Origin of the sequence: Alloyangia mangrovi, assembly GCF_002300555.2 — a bacterium.
GTDB lineage: Bacteria > Pseudomonadota > Alphaproteobacteria > Rhodobacterales > Rhodobacteraceae > Salipiger > Salipiger mangrovi.
In genome coordinates this window covers 74687-97521 of the sequence record NZ_NTHN02000006.1, presented here as the reverse complement: position 1 = coordinate 97521, position 22835 = coordinate 74687, and the positions used below count along the sequence as shown (strand labels likewise).

Annotated in this window: 18 protein-coding genes and 1 pseudogene; 13 read left to right on the top strand and 6 right to left on the bottom strand. The window is 66.9% G+C overall.

Annotated features, from left to right (window positions below; all coding sequences use genetic code 11):
• Positions 1 to 132 precede the first annotated feature (132 nt).
• A complete protein-coding gene (gene mutS / locus CLG85_RS05155; RefSeq protein ID WP_235865398.1) occupies positions 133 to 2772 on the bottom strand; it encodes a DNA mismatch repair protein MutS in 2640 nt (879 codons plus the stop codon).
• Positions 2773 to 2917: 145 nt separating this feature from the next.
• On the opposite strand from mutS, the gene CLG85_RS05150 reads away from it, so the two are divergent.
• Together CLG85_RS05150 and CLG85_RS05145 are read left to right on the top strand one after the other, a co-directional pair.
• Positions 2918 to 5173: an NADP-dependent malic enzyme gene (locus CLG85_RS05150; protein ID WP_095882465.1), complete on the top strand. Its 2256-nt coding sequence runs from the start codon at positions 2918 to 2920 to the stop codon at positions 5171 to 5173.
• 65 nt (positions 5174 to 5238) lie between these two features.
• Positions 5239 to 6111, top strand: coding sequence for a ribokinase (locus CLG85_RS05145; RefSeq protein ID WP_095882466.1), 873 nt, complete (start codon positions 5239 to 5241; stop codon positions 6109 to 6111).
• Positions 6112 to 6176: 65 nt separating this feature from the next.
• Here the strand turns inward: CLG85_RS05145 and msrA are convergent, their stop codons facing one another.
• The 3 genes from msrA to CLG85_RS05130 all read right to left on the bottom strand — a co-directional run bounded on the left by msrA (position 6177) and on the right by CLG85_RS05130 (position 9261).
• Complete coding sequence (gene msrA, locus CLG85_RS05140) at positions 6177 to 6821, bottom strand: peptide-methionine (S)-S-oxide reductase MsrA (protein ID WP_095882467.1); 645 nt, start codon at positions 6819 to 6821, stop codon at positions 6177 to 6179.
• Between the two features lie 599 nt (positions 6822 to 7420).
• Positions 7421 to 7840 (bottom strand): DUF1810 domain-containing protein, encoded by a 420-nt coding sequence (locus CLG85_RS05135; protein WP_095882468.1) that lies wholly within the window; start codon positions 7838 to 7840, stop codon positions 7421 to 7423.
• A 200-nt stretch (positions 7841 to 8040) separates the two neighbouring features.
• Positions 8041 to 9261 carry an argininosuccinate synthase gene (locus CLG85_RS05130; protein ID WP_095882469.1) on the bottom strand — a complete coding sequence of 407 codons (1221 nt, stop codon included), beginning with the start codon at positions 9259 to 9261 and terminating at the stop codon, positions 8041 to 8043.
• Between the two features lie 133 nt (positions 9262 to 9394).
• Between CLG85_RS05130 and CLG85_RS05125 the strand changes: the two genes are divergently transcribed.
• Both CLG85_RS05125 and ilvA read left to right on the top strand, forming a co-directional pair.
• Complete coding sequence (locus CLG85_RS05125) at positions 9395 to 10132, top strand: hypothetical protein (RefSeq protein WP_095882470.1); 738 nt, start codon at positions 9395 to 9397, stop codon at positions 10130 to 10132.
• 61 nt (positions 10133 to 10193) lie between these two features.
• A pseudogene (ilvA, locus tag CLG85_RS05120) lies at positions 10194 to 11421 on the top strand (threonine ammonia-lyase IlvA).
• Between the two features lie 66 nt (positions 11422 to 11487).
• Here the strand turns inward: ilvA and CLG85_RS05115 are convergent.
• Positions 11488 to 11883: an Hpt domain-containing protein gene (locus CLG85_RS05115; protein ID WP_095882472.1), complete on the bottom strand. Its 396-nt coding sequence runs from the start codon at positions 11881 to 11883 to the stop codon at positions 11488 to 11490.
• A 140-nt stretch (positions 11884 to 12023) separates the two neighbouring features.
• Between CLG85_RS05115 and CLG85_RS05110 the strand changes: the two genes are divergently transcribed.
• A complete protein-coding gene (locus tag CLG85_RS05110) occupies positions 12024 to 13265 on the top strand; it encodes a PP2C family protein-serine/threonine phosphatase (RefSeq protein ID WP_235865399.1) in 1242 nt (413 codons plus the stop codon).
• Positions 13266 to 13271: 6 nt separating this feature from the next.
• On the opposite strand, the gene CLG85_RS05105 is transcribed toward CLG85_RS05110, so the two are convergent.
• Positions 13272 to 13709 (bottom strand): NUDIX hydrolase, encoded by a 438-nt coding sequence (locus tag CLG85_RS05105; RefSeq protein ID WP_095882473.1) that lies wholly within the window; start codon positions 13707 to 13709, stop codon positions 13272 to 13274.
• Between the two features lie 76 nt (positions 13710 to 13785).
• Here CLG85_RS05105 and hslO point away from each other — a divergent pair, with 76 nt between their 5' ends.
• The 8 genes from hslO to CLG85_RS05065 all read left to right on the top strand — a co-directional run bounded on the left by hslO (position 13786) and on the right by CLG85_RS05065 (position 22785).
• Positions 13786 to 14781 carry an Hsp33 family molecular chaperone HslO gene (gene hslO / locus CLG85_RS05100; RefSeq protein ID WP_095882474.1) on the top strand — a complete coding sequence of 332 codons (996 nt, stop codon included), beginning with the start codon at positions 13786 to 13788 and terminating at the stop codon, positions 14779 to 14781.
• Complete coding sequence (locus CLG85_RS05095) at positions 14778 to 15380, top strand: CoA pyrophosphatase (RefSeq protein WP_095882475.1); 603 nt, start codon at positions 14778 to 14780, stop codon at positions 15378 to 15380. Before hslO ends, CLG85_RS05095 begins: the two co-directional genes overlap by 4 nt.
• Positions 15377 to 16540, top strand: a complete 1164-nt coding sequence (locus CLG85_RS05090; RefSeq protein WP_235865400.1) for a CCA tRNA nucleotidyltransferase — start codon at positions 15377 to 15379, stop codon at positions 16538 to 16540. The genes CLG85_RS05095 and CLG85_RS05090 overlap by 4 nt, the downstream gene beginning before the upstream one ends.
• Before the next feature lie 9 nt (positions 16541 to 16549).
• Positions 16550 to 17131, top strand: coding sequence for a LysE family translocator (locus CLG85_RS05085; protein ID WP_095882476.1), 582 nt, complete (start codon positions 16550 to 16552; stop codon positions 17129 to 17131).
• Between the two features lie 42 nt (positions 17132 to 17173).
• A complete protein-coding gene (locus tag CLG85_RS05080; RefSeq protein WP_095882477.1) occupies positions 17174 to 19018 on the top strand; it encodes an ABC transporter ATP-binding protein in 1845 nt (614 codons plus the stop codon).
• 27 nt (positions 19019 to 19045) lie between these two features.
• Positions 19046 to 20878: an ABC transporter ATP-binding protein gene (locus CLG85_RS05075; protein ID WP_095882478.1), complete on the top strand. Its 1833-nt coding sequence runs from the start codon at positions 19046 to 19048 to the stop codon at positions 20876 to 20878.
• A gap of 70 nt (positions 20879 to 20948) precedes the next feature.
• Positions 20949 to 22166, top strand: coding sequence for a class I SAM-dependent RNA methyltransferase (locus tag CLG85_RS05070; RefSeq protein WP_095882479.1), 1218 nt, complete (start codon positions 20949 to 20951; stop codon positions 22164 to 22166).
• 97 nt (positions 22167 to 22263) lie between these two features.
• Positions 22264 to 22785 carry a L,D-transpeptidase family protein gene (locus CLG85_RS05065; RefSeq protein ID WP_095882480.1) on the top strand — a complete coding sequence of 174 codons (522 nt, stop codon included), beginning with the start codon at positions 22264 to 22266 and terminating at the stop codon, positions 22783 to 22785.
• Positions 22786 to 22835 lie beyond the last annotated feature (50 nt).

The following is a 22835-nucleotide window of genomic DNA, read 5'->3' as shown; positions in this document are numbered from 1 at the left end:
ATCTCGAGGACTTCTGATGCCATGGTCGTTACCTTTCTCGTGTCACGGCCGGGGGCTGGGATTCCGCTGAACCCATCCGGCTTCCGTTTCACGTGAATCCGACCCCGGCGGATGGATTCACGTGAAACGCCGCTATCCCTTCAACAGAGCCTTCAGATCGTAGATCGCCTGCAGCGCCTCGCGCGGGGACATCTCGTCGGGCAGCAGGGTCTCCAGCCGCTCCTCGATCACCGAAGGGCCCTTTTTCACCGCAACAGGCTCTGGTTTCGCTGCCGCCGAGAAGAGCGGCAGGTCGTCGATCAAGGCCTTCGGTGAGGTGCGGCCGCGTTCACCTTCTTCCAGAGCGCTCAGCACGTCGCGGGCGCGGGCGATGACGGCGGCGGGCAGGCCCGCCAGCTGCGCCACCTGCACACCGTAGGATCGGTCTGCCGCGCCCTCGCGCACCTCGTGCAGGAAGATCACCTCGCCTTCCCATTCCTTCACCGCGACAGTGGCATTGCTGACGCCGGTCAGCTTGGCGGCGAGCTGGGTCAGCTCGTGGTAGTGGGTGGCGAAGAGCCCGCGCACGCGGTTGACCCCGTGCAGGTGCTCGAGCGTCGCCCAGGCGATCGAAAGTCCGTCGTAGGTGGCCGTGCCGCGGCCGATCTCGTCGAGGATCACCAGCGCCCGGTCGTCGGCCTGGTTGAGGATGGCGGCAGTTTCGACCATCTCGACCATGAAGGTCGAGCGCCCGCGCGCCAGATCGTCCGAGGCGCCGACGCGGCTGAAGATCTGGCTGACAACACCCAGATGCGCGCGGTCGGCAGGGACATACGACCCCATCTGCGCCAGCAGGGCGATCAACGCGTTCTGCCGCAGGTACGTCGACTTACCGGCCATGTTCGGCCCGGTGAGCAGGGTCACGGCGGCACCCTCGCCATTGGCGTTCAGGGCGCAATCATTCGCGATGAAGGGCGCGCCGCCCTGTTGCTGCAGCGCGCGTTCCACCACCGGGTGGCGGCCCGCCTCGATCTCGAAGGCGCGGCTGCCATCCACTTGCGGACGGGTCCATTTCTGCGCCTTCGCCAGATCGGCGAGCCCCAGCGCCACGTCGACCTCGGCCAGCGACTGGCCGGTCTCGGAGACCTGCGGCGCGCACTCGAGGATCGCGCCCTTCAGGCTTTCGTAGAGCCGCTTTTCGATCTCCAGCGCCTCGTTGCCGGCGTTCAGGATACGGGTCTCCAGCTCGGTCAGTTCGACCGTGGTGAAGCGCACCTGGTTGGCGGTGGTCTGGCGGTGGATGAAGGTCTCGTTCAGCGGCGGAGACATCATCTTCTCGGCATGGGTCGCCGTGGTCTCGATGAAGTAGCCGAGCACGTTGTTGTGCTTGATCTTCAGCGAATTCACCCCGGCGAGCTCGACGTATTTCGCCTGCATAGAGGCGATCACGCCGCGCCCCTGGTCGCGCAGGGTGCGCGCCTCGTCGAGCTGCGCATCGTAGCCCGGCGCGATGAAGCCGCCGTCGCGCACCATCAGCGGCGGCTCGGCGACCAGCGCGGCCTCGAGCAGGGCGATGAGCTCGTCATGCCCGGTCAATGTTTCACGTGCATCAGCCAGAAGCGGCGGCAATTCGGCCCTATCAAGGGTCTCTGCGATCTCCTCGGCCTGCGCCAGCGCGTTGCGCACGGCGGCAAGATCGCGCGGACCGCCCCGGTCGAGGCCAAGCCGCGAGAGCGCACGGTCGAGGTCCGGGACCTTGCGCAGGCTGTCGCGCAGGGTGTTTGCCTCGCCGCTCTCCATCGCCCAGTCCAGAGCCTGAAGCCGGGCCTCGATCATACCAAGGTTGCGCGAAGGGGAGGAAACGCGCCTTTCAAGCAGGCGCGCGCCACCGGGTGTCACCGTGCGGTCGATCACCGAAAGCAGCGAACCCGCGCGACCACCGTTCATCGAATGCGTCAACTCGAGATTGCGCCGGGTGGCGGCGTCGATCTGCAGCAGGTTCGACACCGCGTCGCGCTGCGGCGGGCGGAGCAGGGGCAGGCGGCCCTTCTGCGTGATGTCGAGATAGTCGACGAGCGCGCCGAGCGCGGAGAGCTCGGGCCGCTCGAAGGCGCCAAAGCCAGAGAGCGTCTGCACGCCGAAGAGCCGTTTCAGTCTCTCTTCCGCACCGGCGCTGTCGAAAGAGGCGCCGCCGAGTACGGTGGGGTAGATGCCGAGATCGCTCAGCACCGGGCGCAGCTCGTCATCGGTGCTGTCGGAGACCAGCACCTCCGAGGGCGCCAGCCGCGCCAGTTCGGCCCCGATCCGGGCGCGGCTCAGCGGCATGACGTGCAGTGCGCCGGTGGAAATGTCGGTCCAGGCCAGCGCCCAATCGTCCCGAATACGGCCCAGAGCGGCGAGGTAGTTGTGGCGGCGGGCTTCGAGCAGCGACTCCTCGGTGAGGGTGCCGGGGGTCACCAGCCGCACCACGTCGCGCTTCACCACCGACTTGTGGCCGCGCTTCTTCGCCTCGGCCGGGCTTTCCAGCTGCTCGCCAACGGCAACGCGGAATCCCTTGCGGATCAGTGTCAGCAGGTAACCCTCGGCCGCATGGACGGGCACGCCGCACATGGGAATGTCGTCGCCTGCGTGTTTGCCGCGCTTGGTCAGGGCAATGTCCAGCGCCTCGGACGCCGCCACCGCGTCGTCGAAGAACATCTCGTAGAAGTCGCCCATCCGGTAGAAGAGGAGCGCGTCCGGATATTGCGCCTTGATCTCAAGATATTGCGCCATCATCGGCGTGACTGCCGTCATCTAGTCCCCCAGTGCTGCTTGGGGCAGACATATCAAAGCGCGCAGGGGCGGTGAAAGGCGAAATGCACCCCCAGTCGAGCGCAGTTGAGCCGCGGCTTCCGCTGCGCTAAGAGAAACGCCGCTCATACCGGAGGACCGCAAGCCAATGACAAAAACAAAATTCACCCGTGAAGAGGCGCTTGCCTTCCACCTCGACCCGACCCCCGGCAAATGGGAGGTCCAGGCGACAGTCCCGATGACAACGCAGCGCGACCTGTCGCTGGCTTATTCCCCGGGCGTAGCGGTGCCCTGCGAGGAGATCGCCGCCAACCCCGAGCTGGCCTACGATTACACCAACAAGGGCAACCTCGTCGCGGTGATCTCGAACGGCACCGCGGTCCTCGGCCTCGGCAACCTCGGCGCGCTCGGCGGCAAGCCGGTGATGGAGGGCAAGTCGGTGCTCTTCAAGCGCTTCGCCGACGTGAACTCGATCGACATCGAGCTCGACACCGAGGACCCCGAAGAATTCATCAAGGCCTGCAAGCTGATGGGCCCGACCTTCGGCGGCATCAACCTCGAGGACATCAAGGCGCCCGAATGCTTCATCATCGAGCAGCGCCTGAAGGAAGAGATGGACATCCCGGTCTTCCACGACGACCAGCATGGCACGGCGGTGATCTGTGCCGCCGGCCTGATCAACGCGCTGCATCTCTCGGGCAAGAAGATCGAGGATGTGCGCATCGTGCTCAACGGCGCGGGGGCGGCGGGCATCGCCTGCCTCGAGCTGCTGAAGTCCATGGGCGCGCGGCATGACAACTGCATCATGTGCGACACCAAGGGTGTGATCTACCAGGGCCGCACCGAGGGCATGAACCAGTGGAAGTCGGCCCATGCAGCCAACACCAAGCTGCGCACCCTCGAAGAGGCGATGGTCGGTGCCGACGTCTTCCTCGGCGTCTCGGCCAAGGGCGCGGTCACCCAGGACATGGTCAAGAGCATGGCCGACAACCCGGTGATCTTCGCCATGGCCAACCCCGATCCCGAGATCACCCCGGAAGAGGCGCATGAGGTCCGCGTCGACGCCATTGTCGCAACCGGTCGCTCCGACTATCCCAACCAGGTGAACAACGTCCTCGGCTTCCCCTATCTCTTCCGCGGCGCGCTCGACATCCACGCCCGTGCGATCAACGACGAGATGAAGATCGCTTGCGCCAACGCGCTGGCCGAGCTGGCGCGCGAGGACGTGCCCGACGAGGTGGCGCTGGCTTATGGCAAGTCGCTGACCTTCGGCCGCGACTACATCATCCCCACGCCCTTCGATCCGCGCCTCATCCACCGTATCCCGCCCGCCGTGGCGCGTGCCGGCATGGACACCGGCGCGGCGCGCCGTCCGATCATCGACATGGAGGCCTATGAGGCCGGTCTGCGCGGCCGCATGGATCCCACCGCCTCGGTGCTGCGCGGAATCAACAACCGCGCCCGCGCGGCGCAGTCGCGGATGATCTTCGCCGAGGGCGACGATCCGCGCGTTCTGCGCGCCGCGGTCATGTACCAGCGCAACGGCTTCGGCAAGGCGATCGTCGTCGGCCGCGAGGCGGATGTGAAAGAGAAGCTCGAGGCCAGCGGCCTCGCCGACGCGGTGCGCGAGATCAAGGTGGTGAACGCCGCCAACACCGAGCATCTCGAGACCTACAAGGAGTTCCTCTACCAGCGCCTGCAACGCAAGGGCTACGACCGGCAGGATGTGCACCGTCTCGCCGCCCGTGACCGCCATGTCTTTGCCGCGCTGATGCTGGCGCATGGCCATGGCGACGGGCTGATCACCGGCGCGACGCGCAAGTCGGCGCATGTGCTCGAGGCGATCAACCACGTCTTCGACGCCGACACGCAGCACGGCGCCGCCGGGGTCACCGCGCTCATGCACAAGGGCCGGATCGTGCTGATCACCGACACGCTGGTGCATGAATGGCCCGAGGAAGAAGACCTCGCCAATATCGCCGAGCGCGCCGCGGGCATTGCCCGGCACCTCGGCCTCGAGCCGCGGGTTGCCTTCGTGTCCTTCTCGACCTTCGGCTACCCGGTGTCGGAGCGCGCCTCGAAGATGCACCGCGCGCCGGTGATCCTCGACCAGCGCGGCGTCGACTTCGAATACGAGGGCGAGATGACCGTCGACGTCGCGCTGAACCGCAAGGCACAGGAGAGCTACCCCTTCCAGCGCCTGACCGGCCCGGCGAACATTCTCGTGGTGCCGGCGCGGCACTCGGCCTCGATCTCGGTCAAGCTGATGCAGGAGATGGCGGGTGCCACGGTGATCGGCCCGATCCTCGCCGGCATCGACAGCTCGATCCAGATCTGCTCGACGACGATGACCGCCAATGACATTCTGAACATGGCGGTGCTGGCGGCCTGCAAGGTCGGCTGACACGATTTTGCGCCTGCCGGGCTGGTCCGGCGGGCGCATCTGCCCAGACATTGAAAGGCGCGCGCATGGCGATCTACAACCTCGGGTCCATCAACGCGGACATGACCTACCGCGTGCCGCATCTTCTGGCCCCGGGAGAGACCCTCGCGACGAGCTCGCTGACCCGCGGGCTGGGTGGCAAGGGCGCCAACATGTCGGTCGCGGCCGCAAGGGCCGGGGCACAGGTGCGGCACCTCGGGGCGGTCGGTGACGACGGGCGCTGGGCGATCGAGCGGCTCACCGAATATGGCGTCGACACGCGGCAGATCGCCGTGCTCTCCGAGGCCACGGGCCATGCCATCATCATGCTCGACAGCGATGCCGAGAACTGCATCCTGATCTACCCCGGCGCCAACCGCGCGCTTTCGGTCGAGCGCATCGAGGCAGGGCTGGCCGAGGCCTCGCCCGAGGATATCTTCGTTTTCCAGAACGAGACCAACGCGCAACGCGAGGCGGCCGAGCTGGCCTCGGCCCGCGGGCTGCGCGTGGCCTACGCCGCCGCGCCCTTCGATGCCGACGCGGTGACGCTGGTGTTGCCGCTGCTCGACCTGCTGGTGCTGAACGAGATCGAGGCCGCCCAGCTCGAGGCGGCAACCGGGCAGGGCATCGACAGCATTCCGGTGCGCGACGTGGTGGTGACGCTCGGCGCGCGTGGCTGCCGCTGGATCAACACGGATTCCGGCGACAGCCGCGATTTCGCCGCGCTGCCGGTGACCCCGGTGGACACCACCGGCGCGGGCGACACCTTCACCGGCTACCTGCTCGCGGGTCTCGACCGGGGACTTCCCATGGCCACCTCGATCGAGATGGCGCAACGCGCCGCCGCGATCATGGTCACCCGACAGGGCACGGCCGACGTCATCCCCGACCTCAAGGACGTCACCGAATACCGCTTCTGAGCGCTTCTTCCGGGGTCAAATATCCCGGGCGCACCCGCCTGGGCTGGGCGGGGGAAGCGCCCCCATCACCCTCCGGCAAAGGCTGCGGCGCTGCCCCAGAGCGCGCGCACCCGCGCATCCCGCCCGCAGGCCTTGCGGTAACGCTTGTAGGCCGAGGATTGCTTCAGCGGGCCGAAACGGGTCAGCACGAGCCCCGTGCCCTTGTAATAGTCCTGATGCTCGGGCTCGGCGGGCCAAAAGCGGCTCGCCTGCAGAACCCGGGTGACGATGGTCTGCCCAAGCGCCGCCTGTGCCTGCGCCTTGGCTGCCATCGCCGCGCGTTTCTGCGCCGGACCATTGGCGAAAATCGCCGTGCGGTAGCTGTCGCCGCGGTCGCAAAACTGCCCGCCTGCGTCGGTGGGGTCGATGGATCGGAAGAACAGCGCATAGAGGTCTTCGGCCGAAACGCGGCTGTCGTCGTAGAGGATGCGCACCGCCTCGTAATGGCCGGTGCCGCCGCGGCTGACCTGCTTGTAGCTGGGGTTCGCCAGCGTGCCGCCTGTGTAGCCCGAGATCGCCTCGCGCACGCCGGGGACCTTCTCGAAATCCGCCTCGACGCACCAGAAGCAGCCACCGGCGACGATGATCTCGCGCGTCTCTGACGCAACGGGTCCGGCAGCGCTCACCGCCACCAGCGCGGCCAGGAACAGTCCCGAAACAAGGTGTTTCATCTCTCCTCCCTTCTCATTCCCGACAAGCCTGCGCGCCTCGCGGCGTCCGATCAACGGTTTTGCATCGGTCTCACCGGTTGGTGAGCGAGGCGCCCGCGTGCGCTGTGAAGACCGGGAGGCAGATGCTCTGCCCGAAAACGCAAAAAAAAGTTGCACGCGGGTGAAACTCTTCGCGGCGTGGTTGCGTGACTGAGGGAATACCGCGGTGTTCGGAGGCTGTCGCTCCTGCCTCCGGTGTCGCGGCGGGAAGGGTAACGAGTGGATGATGTTCGATCCTGGTCCGGCCTAGAGGTGTTTTTAACGATTTGCCGCCACTCTCCGAAGAGGCGGATCTTTTGGACGAAGGGTCACTCAAAAAGGACTGAACAGAGGCTTGTCGAAGGGGGCCCAAAAGAGCCTCGACAACGACGGGCCATGGCGCCAGCCGCAGGAAACGAGTCCCGACAGGGACGGCGGCGGGCGCTTCAAGGCTAGGGCGTGCTTGCGTATCCCCACCTCGGCGCGCTCTGGGCCGCCTCCGGTGTCGTGACCGGAGGCGGCGTTCATTATTTTGGGCCTGATCGTTTCGAGCCGCAGCTCAGGTCGTTTCGAGCCGCAGCTCAGGGCGCCTCCAGCGCGGCGCGTGTCACCGGGCAACGCACCCCGCCATAGAGACGCTCAAGCACCTGCGAAAACACCTCTGGCGCGCCTGGCACCGCCTCGAAGAGCGTCATGCTCGAGCGGACCTTCAGCGCATCGACCGGGCCGAGCATCGCCTCGGGGCTCCGCCCCGGATGCTCCAGCAGCCAGCCCGAGGCCTCGGCCAGCCTCGGCCCCAGCACCGGATGCGCGAGATAGGCGCGGGCTTCGGCGGCATCGCGCATCCCGAAATGCCGCGCGCGCGGCGAGCGGCCAAGCGACTCGAGCTGCGGAAAGACCCACCAGATCCAATGGCTCACCTTTTGCCCGGCCTGCAATTCGCGCACGACCTGGGGCCAGACCTGGGCCTGCGCGTCGAGAAATTCCTGAAGTTCGGCCATGAGAGCGCCCTCCGTTTCGCACGCCAGTTTAGCGCGGGGCGGGTCGGAGGCGAAGCCGGGCGCTGTCCCGCCCGCGCTTGCGCGCGGACTCCCCGGGATATTTGTGCCGAGAAGAAGGGCGCGGGGTTTCTTCTAGGTACAAATATCCCCGCCGGAGGCGTCTCCGGCGGGGATCATGACGTGCAGCGCTGGGAAAGGGCTCAGCCCTTCAGGCGGCGGTTCCGCGCGGCCAGCAGCTTGAGGCGCAGGGCGTTGAGCTGGATGAAGCCCGCCGCGTCCTGCTGATCGTAGGCGCCGGCGTCATCCTCGAAGGTGACATGGGCCTCGGAGTAGAGCGAGTGATCCGACCAGCGCGCCACGGTACGGGCGGAGCCCTTGTAGAGCTTCAGGCGGACGGTGCCGCTGACGTGCTCCTGGCTCTTGTCGATCAGCGCCTGCAGCATCTCGCGCTCGGGCGAGAACCAGAAGCCGTTGTAGATCAGCTCGGCGTAGCGCGGCATGATCGAGTCCTTGAGGTGGCCGGCGCCGCTGTCGAGCGTGATCTGCTCGATGCCGCGGTGCGCTTCCAGAAGGAGGGTGCCGCCCGGGGTCTCGTAGATGCCGCGCGACTTCATGCCGACGAAGCGGTTCTCGACAAGGTCGAGCACGCCGATACCGTGCTTGCCGCCGAGTTCGTTGAGCTTGGTGAGGATCGTCGCGGGCGACATGGCCTCGCCGTTGATCGCCACGGCGTCACCCTTCTCGAAGGTCACCTCAACGTATTCCGGCTCGTTCGGCGCCTGCTCGACGGGAACAGAGCGCTGCAGCACGTATTCGGGCGCTTCCTCGGCCGGGTTTTCCAGAACCTTGCCCTCGGAGGAGGTGTGCAGCAGGTTGGCGTCGACCGAGAAGGGAGCCTCGCCGCGCTTGTCCTTGGCGACGGGGATCTGGTTCTGCTCGGCGAACTCCAGCAGGCGGGTGCGCGAGGTCAGGTCCCAGAGGCGCCAGGGCGCGATCACCTTGATGTCGGGGTTCAGCGCATAGGCGGCCAGTTCGAAACGCACCTGGTCGTTGCCCTTGCCGGTTGCGCCATGAGCGACCGCGTCGGCACCCTCGGCCGCGGCGATCTCGACCAGCCGCTTCGAGATCAGCGGACGGGCGATCGAGGTGCCGAGCAGGTAGAGCCCCTCGTAGAGGGCATTGGCGCGGAACATGGGGAAGACGAAATCGCGCACGAATTCTTCGCGCAGATCCTCGATATAGACCTTGGACACGCCCAGCATTTCTGCCTTGGCGCGGGCCGGCTCGAGCTCTTCACCCTGGCCGAGATCGGCGGTAAAGGTGACGACCTCGCAGCCGTATTCGGTCTGGAGCCACTTCAGGATGATCGAGGTGTCGAGGCCCCCGGAATAGGCCAGGACGACTTTCTTGGGCGCGGACATGGGCTTTCCCTCACGTATGAACTGGCCTCGCGCATTACTGGGTTTTGTTCCCGGTATCAAGGATCGCCCGTTGACCTTCCGGGCTCATATGCTAGCCGTCGGCGATGTCTGAGGAAAACGGGGCGAGGGTCTCATGAAGGGTTGGCGCATTTTCGTGCATTCGCTGCGGATGGTGGTCGACAATATCGGCACCGCGCTGCGCGTGTCACTCGTGCTCTACCTCGTGCAGGCCGCCAGCCAGATTGCCACCTACCTGCATGCAGATGATGGCGGTCCGGGCGGGCTGCCCGTGCCGGTGATCGGCCTTCCGGCGCTGGCGCTGGTGGTGTTGGCGGTGCTCGCCAGCCTGTGGATCGCCGTGGCCTGGCACCGTTTCGTGCTGACCGGAGAAGAGCCGCGCGGCTGGCTGCCGCAATGGCACGGCGGCGAGATCCTCGGCTATTTCGGCCGCTCGATCCTGATCGGTCTGGTGATCTTCCTCGGCATGATGGTCTCGGCCATCCCCGTGGCGCTGGTCGGCGCGGCGGTGCCGGGGCTGGCGCCGATCCTGGTCTTCGGCCTGGTCGGGCTGGGCGGCTACCTCTTCTTCCGGCTCGGGCTGATCCTGCCGGCCTCGGCGCTGGGCGAGAAGCTGACGCTGAAGCAGGCCTGGCGCGCCACGGCCGAGGACGAGGGCGCGGTGGTGACCCTGGCCATGCTGGTGATCGGCGGCTCGCTGCTGGTCGAGCTTCCGGCGTTGATCGACGACAGCGCGGGCTCGATCGTCAACCTTGTCTACGGGCTGGTGATCAACTGGTTTGCCACGATGATCGGCATCTCGGTGCTGACCTCGCTCTACGGCCATTTCATCGAGAAACGCCCGATCGACTGAGCGCCTCCCGGGCGCTCAGCGGCCTTGCGCAAAACGCGCCGATGCGCCACATGCCTAGGGCATGGATGATTTTCTCGCTCACGCCCGCGCCGCCACGCAGGAGATGCGCTCGGTCTTCCCCGAGACGCCGCTTCTGCGCAACGATCACCTCTCGGCGATCTTCGGCGCCGAGATCTGGCTCAAGCGCGAGGACCTGAGCCCGGTGCGCAGTTACAAGCTGCGTGGGGCCTTCAACGCCATGCGCAAGCGTCCCGAGGTCGAGACCTTTGTCGCCGCCAGTGCCGGCAACCACGCGCAGGGTGTGGCCTATATGTGCCGCCAGTTCGGCAAGACCGGGGTGATCTTCATGCCGGTGACCACGCCGCAGCAGAAGATCCAGAAGACCCGGATGTTCGGTGGCGAGAATGTCGAAATCCGCCTTGTCGGAGACTATTTCGACGAATGCCTCAGCGCCGCGCAGGACTATTGCGCCGAGATCGGCGGGCATTTCCTGTCGCCCTTCGACGACGAGGACGTGATCGAGGGGCAGGCCACCGTGGCGGTCGAGATCGAGGCGCAACTGGGCCGCGTGCCCGATCACCTGGTGATCCCGGTGGGCGGCGGCGGGCTCGGCTCGGGGCTGCTGAGTTATTTCGGCACGGCCACCAGTTACACTTTTGTCGAGCCGCTGGGCGGCGCCTGCCTGCGCGCCGCGCTCGAGGCGGGCAAGCCGGTGACCCTGCCGTCGGTGAACACTTTCGCGGACGGTGCGGCGGTGGCGCGGATTGGGGCGAAAACCTTCGAGGTGCTCAAGGGCGTCGGGCTGGCAAACACGCTGGCGGTGAATGAGGACCGGCTCTGTACCACCATCCTCGAGATGCTGAACGTCGAGGGCGTGGTGCTGGAGCCCGCCGGGGCGCTGTCGATCGACGCGCTGAAGGACCTTGGCCAGGCGATCCGCGGCAAGACCGTGGTCTGCATCACCTCGGGGGGGGAACTTCGACTTCGAACGCCTGCCCGAGGTGAAGGAGCGGGCGCAGCGTTACTCGGGGGTGAAGAAGTACTTCATCCTGCGGCTGCCGCAGCGCCCCGGGGCACTGAAGGATTTCCTGAACTTCCTCGGCCCGGAAGATGATATCGCGCGCTTCGAGTACCTGAAAAAGTCGGCGCGCAACTTCGGCTCGGTGCTGATCGGAATCGAGACTGCGAACCCGGCGAATTTCGACCGGCTCTTCGGCGATCTCGACGCCCATGGCTACGCCTATCGCGACATCACCGACGACGAGGTTCTGGCGCAATTCGTGATCTGATCGCGACGTGGTGCCACTTGGGGCGCTGGGCACGATCTGCCCGGCGCAGAGCCTTGTCCAGTGGCTTCAGGCGGCACGAAGCTCGGGCAGCTGCGCGAGAAACTCCTCGCGTGAGCGGGCGTAGCAGCGGCGGAGAAGCTCGGGATCGAGCGGCGCGCCGAGCCCGGCTGTGATCGCGAGTTCCCCCGCCTCGCAGAGGGTCGAGAGCCGCGCGAAGCCGAGGTTCAGCGTGCTGCCCTTCAGGAAATGCAGCTGCTCGGAGAGATCCTGCAGCGACTCGGCATGCGCGGGCAAACGATCGAGCGTGGCCTGCACCTCGGTCAGGAAGAGCGCGACCACCTCATCGAAATCCTCGCCCCCGATTTCGTCCCGTAGCTCGGCAACCCTGAGCCAGTCGATGAGGGGGCCACCCGGCTCTGATCCGGGGGAAAGTGCGGCGGGAGATGTCGGGGCTTCGGTCATCTTGGTACCTCCTCGGAAGAGCGTGACAGAGAAAGCTGAACGAAGTGTTTCGCGGTCCCGGCCCGACTCGGACGAAAGCATGCATTAACGCGCGGGCTCTAGCCTGCATCCCGGTCAGGCGTAGCTAGAAAGGATGCAGGGTGATCCCGAACACCGCCGAGAGTTTCGAACCAAGGTGGGGGCAGGCCCCGATCCGGCGCGTGTTGGTGGTCGACGACAGCCCGCTGCAACTGAAGATCCTCTCGTCGATGCTGCAGCGCTGGGGCCTCGAGGTCTTTCAGGCCCAGAGCGGCGCCGAGGCACTGCTGCTCTGCGACCAGATGCGCCCCGACGCGGTGCTCTCGGACTGGATGATGCCGGGCATGGACGGGCTGGAGTTCTGTCGCCTGTTCCGGGCCCAATGCGGCGACCGTTACGGCTATTTCATCCTGCTCACCAGCAAGAGCGACAAGGCCGAGATCGCTCGCGGGCTCGACGCCGGGGCGGATGATTTCCTGACCAAGCCGGTCAATGCGAGCGAGCTGCGCGCGCGGATCAACGCCGGGGCGCGGATTCTGCAGATGCAGCGCCAGCTTTCGGCGACGCTGGGACGGCTGCAGGCGGCCTATGATGCGGTGGACCGGGACCTGCAGCAGGCCCGCACCATCCAGCAGGCGCTGGTGCCTCGCCGCAGCCGGCGCATCGGCGCATCGCAGGTGAGCCTGCTGCTCAAGCCCTGCGGTCATGTGGGCGGCGATCTGGTGGGCAGCTTTTCGCATTGCGAGCGCAGCGTCGGGGTCTACAGCATCGACGTCTCGGGCCACGGCATCACCTCGGCGCTGATGACCGCGCGGGTGGCCGGGCTGCTGGGTGGGGATTTCCCTGACCAGAACATCGCGCTCGAGCGGATCGTGCATGGCACGCTCTTCCGCCCGCCCGAGGAGGTGGTGCGGCGCCTCAACGAGCGGCTGGCGGCGGATCCGGGGGTCGCGGAGTATATGACCATGGCCTACGCCGTGGCCGATCTCGATTCCGGCAAGGTCGAGCTGGTGCAGGCCGGGCACCCTCCGCCGCTGCTGCTGCGCGCTGGCGGCGGGGCCGAGTTCATCGGGCAGGGCGGCCTGCCGGTCGGGCTGATCCCCGGCGCGCGCTACGAGCGGCTACGCCTGCAGATGCAGCCCGGCGACCGGCTGCTGCTCTATTCAGACGGGCTGACCGAGGCGCTGCTGCCCGATGGCACGCAGCTCGATTTCGCGGGGTTGCGGGCGCTGGCGCTCGAGGTGCAGGGGCAGGGCACCGAGTATCTTGACGATCTCTTCTGGAGGTTTACCCAGCGCACGCGCAGCGGCGTGCGGCTGGAGGACGACGTCTCGGCCGCGTTGCTGGAATTCGGCGGGACTTGACCCTTGTCAGGCCAAGGCTCGGCGCAGGAAGTCGCGGTCGCCCGGGTTGCCGAGGATCTCCGAGGCCAGCACCGGGTCCATCCACACCGCCTGGTGGCCGGGCTCGCTGGGGGCGCCGAGCGGGCGCACCGGGCGGGCAGCGTAGATGATGCAGAGCTTCTCGGCCCAGAGGTCGTATTCGGGCATGTAAGTGAAGCGGCGGAAGGCCCCGAGCCGGCGCGGCTGCGCGATCTTCCAGCCGGTTTCCTCGAAGACTTCCCGGTGCAGGGCCGCGATCGGCGACTCGCCCGCGTCGATGCCGCCGCCGGGCAGCTGGTACTCGGGCCAGGGATCTGCCTGATGCGTGACCAGCACTGCCCCGTTTCGCGGCAGGATGGCATAGGCGCCGGGACGGAGGGTGTACCTGCGCCCGGATTCGGGCGGCTCGCCGTATCTTGCAGTCATCGGTCCCCCTTGGTTCCCGTGTTCTTGCTGCTTATATGGGGCCGATATGCCAAGATCCGGCAGATAAGGAAACCCCATGACCATCGGCAGCAAACTCGCCTGGGACGATACCGTCCTGCCATTTCAATTGGATCACGCCGACATCCGGGGCCGCGTGGCGCGGCTCGACGGGGTGCTGAACGGGGTCCTCAGTCAACACGACTATCCGGAGCCGGTCGAGGCGCTGATCGCGGAAATGACCCTGCTGACCGCGCTGATCGGCCAGACCATGAAGCTGCGCTGGAAGCTCTCGCTGCAGGTGCAGACCCGTGGCGCGCTGCGCATGATCGCGACCGACTACTTCGCCCCCACCAAGGAGGGCGAGCCGGCCCGCCTGCGCGCCTATGCCAGCTTCGACCGCGACCAGGTCACCGACGCCCCGGCCTACGATCAGCTCGAGGATGGCTACTTCGCCGTGCTCATTGACCAGGGCAAAGGCACCACGCCCTATCAGGGCATCACCCCGCTCGCGGGTGGCCAGCTGGCGCGCTGCGCCGAGAGCTACTTCGCCCAGTCCGAGCAGATCCCGACCCGTTTCATGCTCAACTTCGGCAATGTGCCACAGGCGGATGGCAGCTCGCACTGGCGCGCCGGTGGCGTGATGCTGCAGCACATGCCGAAAGCCTCGCCCTTCGCCAAGCCGCAAGTCGACGGCGAGGGCGGTACCGGCGAGAACGGCGTTCTGCGCCCCGAGGATCTGCTCGGCGACACGGACGACGGTGAGAACTGGCGCCGCGTGAACTTCCACCTCGATACGGTGGACGAGCTGGAGCTGATCGGCCCGGATCTGGCGCCGACCGACCTGCTGGTGCGTCTCTACCACGAGGAAAATCCGCGGGTGTTCGACGCCCAGCCGGTGCGCTTCGGCTGCACCTGCTCGGAAGACCGCGTGCGCCAGTCGCTGTCGATCTACTCGGCCCGGGACATCGAGAAGATGACCACCGAGGACGGCAAGGTCACCGCGGACTGCCAATTCTGCGGCGCGCATTACGAGCTCGACCCGGAAACGGTCGGATTCGAGGCCAAGAAGTGAGCCAGGTCCGGGAACAGATCGATCTGCTGAAACGGGCCTTGGAGTCGACCTCCGGCGCATCCTCGGATTTCGATCTGAACCCGGGCACGGTTCTGCCGGAGGGGCGCAAGCTGCGTCCCGCCGGCGTTCTCGCTGGGTTCGTCGCCTGCGAGCAGGGGCTAGAGCTCGTGCTGACCAAGCGCAGCTCGCGGCTCAAGCACCACCCTGGCCAGATCGCCTTTCCCGGCGGCAAGGTCGATCCCGGCGACGAGGACGAGGTTGCCGCCGCCCTGCGCGAGGCGCGCGAGGAGGTGGGCCTGTCGGAAAGCCGGGTGGACGTGCTGGGCACGCTGGCCGCGCACGAGACAGTCACCGGCTTCCAGGTGACCCCGGTCATTGGTCTTGTCATGTACGATTTCGAGCCTGTTCCGGAGCCTGGCGAGGTCGCCGAGGTGTTCCGCGTGCCCTTCGCGCATATTGCCGACCTCGACCGCTACAGCATCCAGGGGCGGCGCTGGCGCGGCGCGACGCGGCATTACTGGACGGTGCCCTTCGGCCCCTATTACATCTGGGGCGCGACGGCACGGATGCTGCGCGGGCTGGCGGAGCGCATGGCATGAGCCTTGGAAAAACCACGGTAACCGGCGACTGGCTGACCCGACCCGAGACGCAGCAGGTGCTCGCCATGCTCGAGGGCGGCGGTCATCAGGGGTACGTGGTCGGCGGCTGCGTGCGCAACGCGCTGATGGGCGTGGCGGTGAGCGACGTCGACATCGCCAGCGATGCCCGCCCCGAGCGGGTGGTCGAGCTGGCGCAGGCGGCGGGGCTGAAGCCGGTGCCTACCGGCATCGAGCACGGTACGGTGACGGTGGTCGCGGGCGGCATCGGCCACGAGATCACCACCTTCCGCGCCGATACAGAGACAGATGGCCGCCGCGCCGTGGTGCGCTTCTCGGACGACATCGCCGAGGATGCGGCGCGGCGCGACTTCACCATGAACGCGCTCTATGCCGATGCGCGGGGGCTGATCCTCGATCCGCTGAACGGCCTGCCGGACCTCAAGGCCCGCCACGTGCGCTTCATCGGCGAGGCGACGGACCGTATCCGCGAGGATTACCTGCGCACGCTGCGCTACTTCCGCTTCTCGGCCTGGTACGGCGATCCCGAGCGGGGCTTCGATCCCGAGGCGCTGGCAGGGATCGCCGAGACGCTGGACGGGCTCGACACCCTGTCGCGCGAACGGGTCGGGCAGGAGATGCTGCGCCTGCTGGCCGCGCCTGACCCGGTTCCCGCCGTCTCGGTCATGGCGCAGGTCGGAGTGCTGGCGCATGTGCTGCCCGGGGCCTCGGTGATCGCGCTGGGCCCACTGGTGGCCGAGGAACAGAGACTGTCCGTCGCCCCGGACGCGCTGCGCAGGCTCGCCAGCCTCGGCGTGGAAGAACCCGACCTGCGGCTGTCGAAGGCGCAGCAGAGACAGCTTTCCTCCTATCAGAGCCTGATCGGCGAGCCGCAGGGCCCGGCGGAGCTCTCCTATCGCCACGGCGCCGAGATCGCGCAGAGCGTGCTCCTGCTGCGTGCGGCAAGCTTCCAACAGCCGGTGACGGAAGAGGCGCTCTTCCAGGTGGCCAAGGGCACCGAGGTGAGTTTTCCGCTCTCGGCAAAGGATTTCATGCCCGCGCTCAGAGGCCCCGAGCTGGGCGAGGCGCTGCGCGCGGCAGAGAAACTCTGGATCGGATCGGGTTTCACGCTTACCAAGGCGGAACTTCTGTCTGACGAGTAAGCGCACTACATGACTCTCGACCCGCTCTACGCCTTTGTCTTCTTCGGGCTCTTCTCGCCGGGTCCCAATGTCATCCTCCTTACTGCCTCGGGCGCCCGCTTCGGCGTGAAGCGCACCCTGCCGCATCTTTTCGGCGTGGTGATCGGCGTCGGCATCACCGCGGGGCTTACCGGGCTCGGCATCGCGGCATTGCTTCAACAGATGCCGCGCCTGGAGTTCGTGTTGCGCATCGCAGCGAGCCTCTGGATGCTCTACATGGCCTGGGGACTCTGGCACTCCGAGCGCCGCAAGAAGGCCGAGGCGGCGCGCCCGATGACGCTGATCGAGGCGGTGCTCTTCCAATGGGTCAACCCCAAGGTCTGGGCGGTGGCGCTGGCGGCGGTCTCGGCCTACCCCTCGGCTTTCGGCCCGCTGGGCGAGGCGTTGCGGCTGGGCTCGGCCTTTTCAGGTCTGAACCTGGTGGTGTGCCTGTTCTGGACGTCGGCGGGGGCGCTGCTAACCTATCTGCTGTCGACCCCGGCGGCCTGGCGCTGGTTCAACCGGACCATGGCCGTCGCACTGGCAAGTTTTTCCGTCATGGTGTTCCTGTAAGGCCTGACCAAGAACTTGTGTCTTAATTTCAGGACCTGACCCATGTTCCGCCGTTTCGAAAGCATGGTCGATCCCTATGTGGACTATCCGCAGACGGACCGGCCCCCGACCAGGCTGCTGCCCTTCATGCTGGACTACTCCCGGCCGTTCCGCCGGGTCTTCGTCTGGACCGGGCTGCTCTCGGTCGTGGTCGCCAGTGTCGAGGTCGGGCTGATCTGGGCCATGGGTTGGGTCGTCGACATCCTCGGCGGTGAGCCCGCGCAGGTCTGGGACGAGCACGGCGGGCAGTTGATCGCACTTGCGCTTTTCATCCTCTTCCTGCGACCGCTCTTCCAGGCGCTGGACGTCCTGCTGCTGAACAACGCGATCATGCCCAACTTCGGCACGCTGGTGCGTTGGCGCGCGCACAAACAGGTGCTGCGCCAGTCGATCGGCTGGTTCGAAAACGACTTCGCCGGGCGCATCGCGGGCCGCATCATGCAGACCCCGCCGGCGGCGGGCGAGGCGGTGTTCCAGGTCTTCGACGCGATCACCTTCGCGCTCTCCTACCTCGTCGGCGCGCTGGTGCTGCTCGGCGATGCCGACGTGCGTCTGGTGATCCCGATGCTGCTTTGGCTAACGCTCTACGCCGGGCTGATGCGCTGGACGATCCGGAGGGTCGGTCCGGCCTCCAAGGCCGCCTCGGATGCGCGCAGCTTCGTGACGGGCCGGGTCGTCGATGCCTATACCAACATCCATTCGGTGAAGATGTTCGCCCATGACCGGCAGGAGCTCGACTATGCCAAGGAGGCGATCGAGCAGGCCCGGCAGACCTTCCAGGCGGAGATGCGGATCTACACGCTGATGGACCTGGGGCTGATGGTGCTCAACGGGCTGCTCATCGTGGGGGTCGTCGGCTGGGCCGTTGCGCTCTGGATGCAGGGGCAGGCGAGTGTTGGCGCGGTGGCGGCGGCAACCGCGCTGACGCTCCGGCTCAACGCGATGACCGGCTGGATCATGTGGGCGCTGACCACCTTCTTCCGCCAGCTTGGCGTGGTGGCCGAGGGGATGGAGACCATCGCTCAGCCGATCGAACTGGTGGACTCGCCAGAGGCGAAACCGCTGGTGGTCTCGCAGGGCGAGATCGCCGTCTCGGAGCTGTCGCACCATTACGGGCGCGGTTCGGGCGGGCTCGACCGGGTGACGCTGACCATCAAGCCGGGCGAGAAGATCGGTCTCGTGGGCCGCTCGGGTACCGGAAAATCGACCCTCGTGAAGCTGCTTCTGCGCTTCTACGACCCCGAAGCGGGCCGGGTCGAGATCGACGGCCAGGACATCACCCGGGTGACGCAGGACAGCCTGCGGCGGCAGATCGGAATGGTGCAGCAGGACAGCGCGCTGATGCACCGCTCGGTCCGCGAGAACCTGCTTTACGGCCGCCCCGAGGCGACCGAGGCACAGATGATCGAGGCCGCGAAGCAGGCGCAGGCGCATGAGTTCATCCTGACGCTCGAAGATGGGCAGGGCCGGCGCGGCTATGACGCCCATGTGGGCGAGCGCGGCGTGAAGCTCTCGGGCGGGCAGCGGCAGCGCATCGCGCTGGCGCGGGTGATCCTCAAGGATGCGCCGATCCTTATTCTCGACGAGGCCACCTCGGCGCTCGACAGCGAGGTCGAGGCCGCCATCCAGGACACGCTTTATGGCATGATGGAGGGCAAGACGGTGATCGCCATCGCGCACCGGCTGTCGACCATCGCCGCCATGGATCGCATTCTCGTGATGGACGACGGGCGCATCGTCGAGGAGGGTGCACATGACGCGCTTTTGGCCCAAGCTGGCCTATATGCAGGATTCTGGGCGCGCCAATCCGGCGGGTTCCTCGACCCGGATGCGCAGGATCCCACATGATCTAGACCGAACGCGAGAGGACGAGGCATGAGCCTTTCCGACATGATAGACCCGTTTTCCCCCGCCGATCGGCCCCCACCGCAGACGCTGGCACGTTTCGTGCTCTGGGCCCTGCGCGGGGCCTGGCCGGTGGTGATCCCGGCGGGGATCCTGTCGATCCTCGGCGGTGCCTTCGAGGTGGTGTCGGCCAAGCTGCTCGGCGATGTGATCGACCGGGCGCTGAACAGCCCGGCCAGCGAGATGATCTCGGAGAACTGGGTGTTCCTGCTGGTCTGCGCGCTGTTCTTCGTGGTGCTTCGGCCGGGGATGGCGGGGCTCTCGGCCTACGTGCAGTCGGTGATCATGCAGCCCAACGTGTTCAACCTGATCCTCAGCAGGGTGCACCGCTACACGCTGGGCCATTCGGTCACCTTCTTCGACAATGATTTCGCCGGGCGCATCTCGCAGAAGGAGATGCAGACCGCCCGGGCGCTCAACGACGTTATTTCCGAAATCATCCAGGCGGTACTTTTCGCGCTGGCCTCGGTGATCGGCTCAGTCTGGTTGGTCGGCGCGATTGACTGGCGTATCGGGATGGGGCTGGTGGCCTGGATTGTGGTCTACGCGCTGCTGCTGCGGCATTTCATGCCGCGCATCCGGACGCGCTCCAAGGCGCGGGCGGCGGCGCGGGCGATGGTCACCGGCCAGCTCGTCGACACGGTCACCAACATCAAGACGGTGAAGCTCTTCGCTCATGACGAGTTCGAGGACCAGGCCGCGCTCGACGCCATGTCGACCTACCGGGAACGGTTCATCGCCTTCGGTCATATCGCCTCGGCCTTTCGTTTCTGGCTGATGGCGCTGGCCGGCACGCTGCCGGTGCTGCTGATCGGCGGGGCGCTGGTCTTCTGGTCGCGCGGCTATGTCACCGCGGGCGACATCGCCGCGGCGGGCACGGTGGCGATCCGGCTCAACCAGATGACCGGCTGGGTCAGTTTCACGCTGATGGGAATCTACGCCAATATCGGCGAGATCGAGGATGGCATCCGCACGCTGACCCCCGATCATACGCTGCTCGATGCACCGGGAGCCCCGGCGCTGCAGGTGCCCGAGGGGCGGGTCGAATTCCGTGACGCCGGCTTCGCCTACGGCCGCAAGGAAGGCGGCGTCGAGCATATCGCGCTCGACATCGCGCCGGGCGAGAAGGTGGGCATCGTCGGTGCCTCGGGCGCCGGTAAGTCGACCCTCGTAGCGCTGCTGCTGCGGCTCTACGACACGGAAAAGGGCGGGATCTACATCGACGGGCAGAACATCGCGGGCGTCACGCAGGAGAGCCTGCGGCGGCAGATCGGCATGGTCACGCAGGAGACCGCGATGTTCAACCGCTCGGCGCTGGACAACATTCGTTACGGCCGCCCGGGTGCCACGATGGAGGAGGTGATCGCCGCCGCCGAGAAGGCCGAAGCGCATGAGTTCATCCTGCACCTGCGCGACCACATGGGGCGCACCGGCTATGATGCGCATCTCGGCGAGCGTGGGGTGAAGCTCTCGGGCGGGCAGCGGCAGCGCGTGGCGCTGGCGCGGGCGATCCTCAAGGATGCGCCGATCCTCGTCATGGACGAGGCGACCTCGGCGCTCGACTCCGAGGTCGAGGCGCTGATCCAGCGCGCGCTCGAAAGGGTGATGGAGGGCAAGACGGTACTCGCCATCGCGCACCGGCTCTCGACCATTGCCAGCATGGACCGGATCGTCGTCCTCGATCAGGGCCGCATCGTCGAGCAGGGCAGCCACGAGACGCTGCTGGCGCAGGACGGGCTCTACGCGCGGTACTGGAACCGCCAGAGCGGCGGGGTGATCGACCCGCGGGAAGCGGCGGAATAGGCTCTCCAGGGGCGATGCGCCCGGTTTAACAGGCTTGCGCGGAAGGTCCGTTGGGGGCATGAGGCGGCGCATGGAACAGGTCACGATCGAACGGCTCGGGCACCAGGGGGACGGCATCGCCGCCGGTCCCGTCTTCGTGCCCGGCACTCTGCCCGGCGAGGTTGTCGAGGGCGAGATCACCGGTGGCGTCATGGACGCGCCGCGCATCCTCACGCCCTCGGAGATGCGGGTCAGCCCGCCCTGCCGCCACGCCAAGACCTGCGGCGGCTGCCAGCTGCAGCACGCGCGGGCGGATTTCGTCGCCGAGTGGAAGCAAACGGTGGTGCGCCACGCGCTTGCTGCCCATGGCATCGAGGCCGCGTTCCGCGAGATTGCCACGTCGCCCGAGCAGACCCGGCGCCGCGCCGGCTTCTCGGCCAAGCGCACGAAGAAGGGCGCGCAGGTCGGCTTCCACCGCAAGCGCTCGGACGTCATCGTCGAAGTCCCCGATTGCCGGGTGATCGATCCGAAACTGGCCGCCGCGCTGCCGCTGGTCGAGGCGCTGGCCGTGCTCGGGGCGAGCCGCAAGGCCGAGCTTTCGGTCATGCTCACCACCAGCCAAGGTGGGCTCGACGTTGTCGCCAAGGGTGGCAAGGAGGCCGATGCGCAGATGCAGCAGCAGCTCTCCGAGCTGGCGCGTCAGCATGATTGCGCGCGTATCGCCTGGGGCGAAGACGTTGTGCTGACCCGACGCCCGCCGATGCAGAAGCTGGGCCGGGCCGAGGTTTCTCCGCCGCCGGGCGCCTTCCTGCAGGCGACGCCGCAGGGCGAGGCGGCGCTGCTGGCCGACGTGCTGGACCACATCGAAGGCGCGAGCCAAGTGGTCGACCTTTTCGCCGGCTGCGGCACCTTCGCGCTGCCGATCGCAGAGACGGCGCGGGTGCATGCGGTCGAGGGTGACCGGGCGATGACCCAGGCGCTCGACCATGGCTGGCGCCATGCGCAGGGTCTGCGCCACGTGACCACCGAGGCGCGCGATCTCTTCCGCAACCCGCTGTTGCCCGCCGAGCTTGCGCGTTTCGACGCCGCGGTGATCGACCCGCCGCGCGCCGGGGCCGAGGCGCAGGTGGCGCAGCTCTGCGAGGCGAAGATCCCCCGCATTGCCTTTGTCTCCTGCAACCCGGTGACCTTTGCCCGCGACGCTGCGGCGCTGCTGCGGGCCGGTTACGTGCTGGACGGGCTGCGCGTGGTGGACCAGTTCCGCTGGTCGACCCACATCGAGCTCGTTGCAGGATTCAAAAGGCAATAATGCCGAGATTCCGACAGCTTCCTGCCATCTCCTCCTATCGCGATGCCCCGCAGTCATGTATAACTGTGGCAAAATAAGAACGAGTGAGACAGGCAAGATGTTTATTGGCAGGCACGTTTTCGTGCTGGCAGCGGTGTTGCTGCTTGCCGCCTGCGGCGGTGGGCGCGAGCAACCGAGCATGAAATTCAGGTCCTATAGCGGGCCGACGGTTACCCATGTCGTGGTCCACAAGCAGGCTCGCAAGATGTACCTGCTTCACCATGATTCGATCGTGAAGATCTACAACGTCGGGCTCGGTTTCGACCCCATCGGCGACAAGAAGATCGAGGGCGACGGCAAGACGCCCGAGGGTCTCTACATGATCGACCGGCGCAACCCGAACTCGCGGTTCCACCTGAGTCTCGGGATCGACTATCCCAATGCCGCCGACCGCGCCGAGGCACGCTATCTCGGCAAGAGCCCGGGTGGCGACATCTTCATTCACGGTCGTCCGGCGCCATATCAGAACGGGGTCTGGGACTGGACCTGGGGTTGCATCGCGGTGACCGACCGCGAGATGGAGGACATCTACGCGATGATCCGCACCGACAAGCCGACGCCGATTCTCATCATGCCCTGATCCTGCCCCCCAAGGGCCGTCGTGGAGAGCCGACCGACAGGCCGCCCCCG

Excerpts from the sequence above, each read along its gene's own strand:
- mutS (WP_235865398.1), bottom strand. The coding sequence starts at position 2,772 with ATGACGGCAGTCACGCCGATGATGGCGCAATATCTTGAGATCAAGGCG.
- CLG85_RS05150 (WP_095882465.1), top strand. The coding sequence starts at position 2,918 with ATGACAAAAACAAAATTCACCCGTGAAGAGGCGCTTGCCTTCCACCTC.
- CLG85_RS05145 (WP_095882466.1), top strand. The coding sequence starts at position 5,239 with ATGGCGATCTACAACCTCGGGTCCATCAACGCGGACATGACCTACCGC.
- msrA (WP_095882467.1), bottom strand. The coding sequence starts at position 6,821 with ATGAAACACCTTGTTTCGGGACTGTTCCTGGCCGCGCTGGTGGCGGTG.
- CLG85_RS05135 (WP_095882468.1), bottom strand. The coding sequence starts at position 7,840 with ATGGCCGAACTTCAGGAATTTCTCGACGCGCAGGCCCAGGTCTGGCCC.
- CLG85_RS05130 (WP_095882469.1), bottom strand. The coding sequence starts at position 9,261 with ATGTCCGCGCCCAAGAAAGTCGTCCTGGCCTATTCCGGGGGCCTCGAC.
- CLG85_RS05125 (WP_095882470.1), top strand. The coding sequence starts at position 9,395 with ATGAAGGGTTGGCGCATTTTCGTGCATTCGCTGCGGATGGTGGTCGAC.
- CLG85_RS05115 (WP_095882472.1), bottom strand. The coding sequence starts at position 11,883 with ATGACCGAAGCCCCGACATCTCCCGCCGCACTTTCCCCCGGATCAGAG.
- CLG85_RS05105 (WP_095882473.1), bottom strand. The coding sequence starts at position 13,709 with ATGACTGCAAGATACGGCGAGCCGCCCGAATCCGGGCGCAGGTACACC.
- hslO (WP_095882474.1), top strand. The coding sequence starts at position 13,786 with ATGACCATCGGCAGCAAACTCGCCTGGGACGATACCGTCCTGCCATTT.
- CLG85_RS05090 (WP_235865400.1), top strand. The coding sequence starts at position 15,377 with ATGAGCCTTGGAAAAACCACGGTAACCGGCGACTGGCTGACCCGACCC.
- CLG85_RS05085 (WP_095882476.1), top strand. The coding sequence starts at position 16,550 with ATGACTCTCGACCCGCTCTACGCCTTTGTCTTCTTCGGGCTCTTCTCG.
- CLG85_RS05080 (WP_095882477.1), top strand. The coding sequence starts at position 17,174 with ATGTTCCGCCGTTTCGAAAGCATGGTCGATCCCTATGTGGACTATCCG.
- CLG85_RS05075 (WP_095882478.1), top strand. The coding sequence starts at position 19,046 with ATGAGCCTTTCCGACATGATAGACCCGTTTTCCCCCGCCGATCGGCCC.
- CLG85_RS05070 (WP_095882479.1), top strand. The coding sequence starts at position 20,949 with ATGGAACAGGTCACGATCGAACGGCTCGGGCACCAGGGGGACGGCATC.
- CLG85_RS05065 (WP_095882480.1), top strand. The coding sequence starts at position 22,264 with ATGTTTATTGGCAGGCACGTTTTCGTGCTGGCAGCGGTGTTGCTGCTT.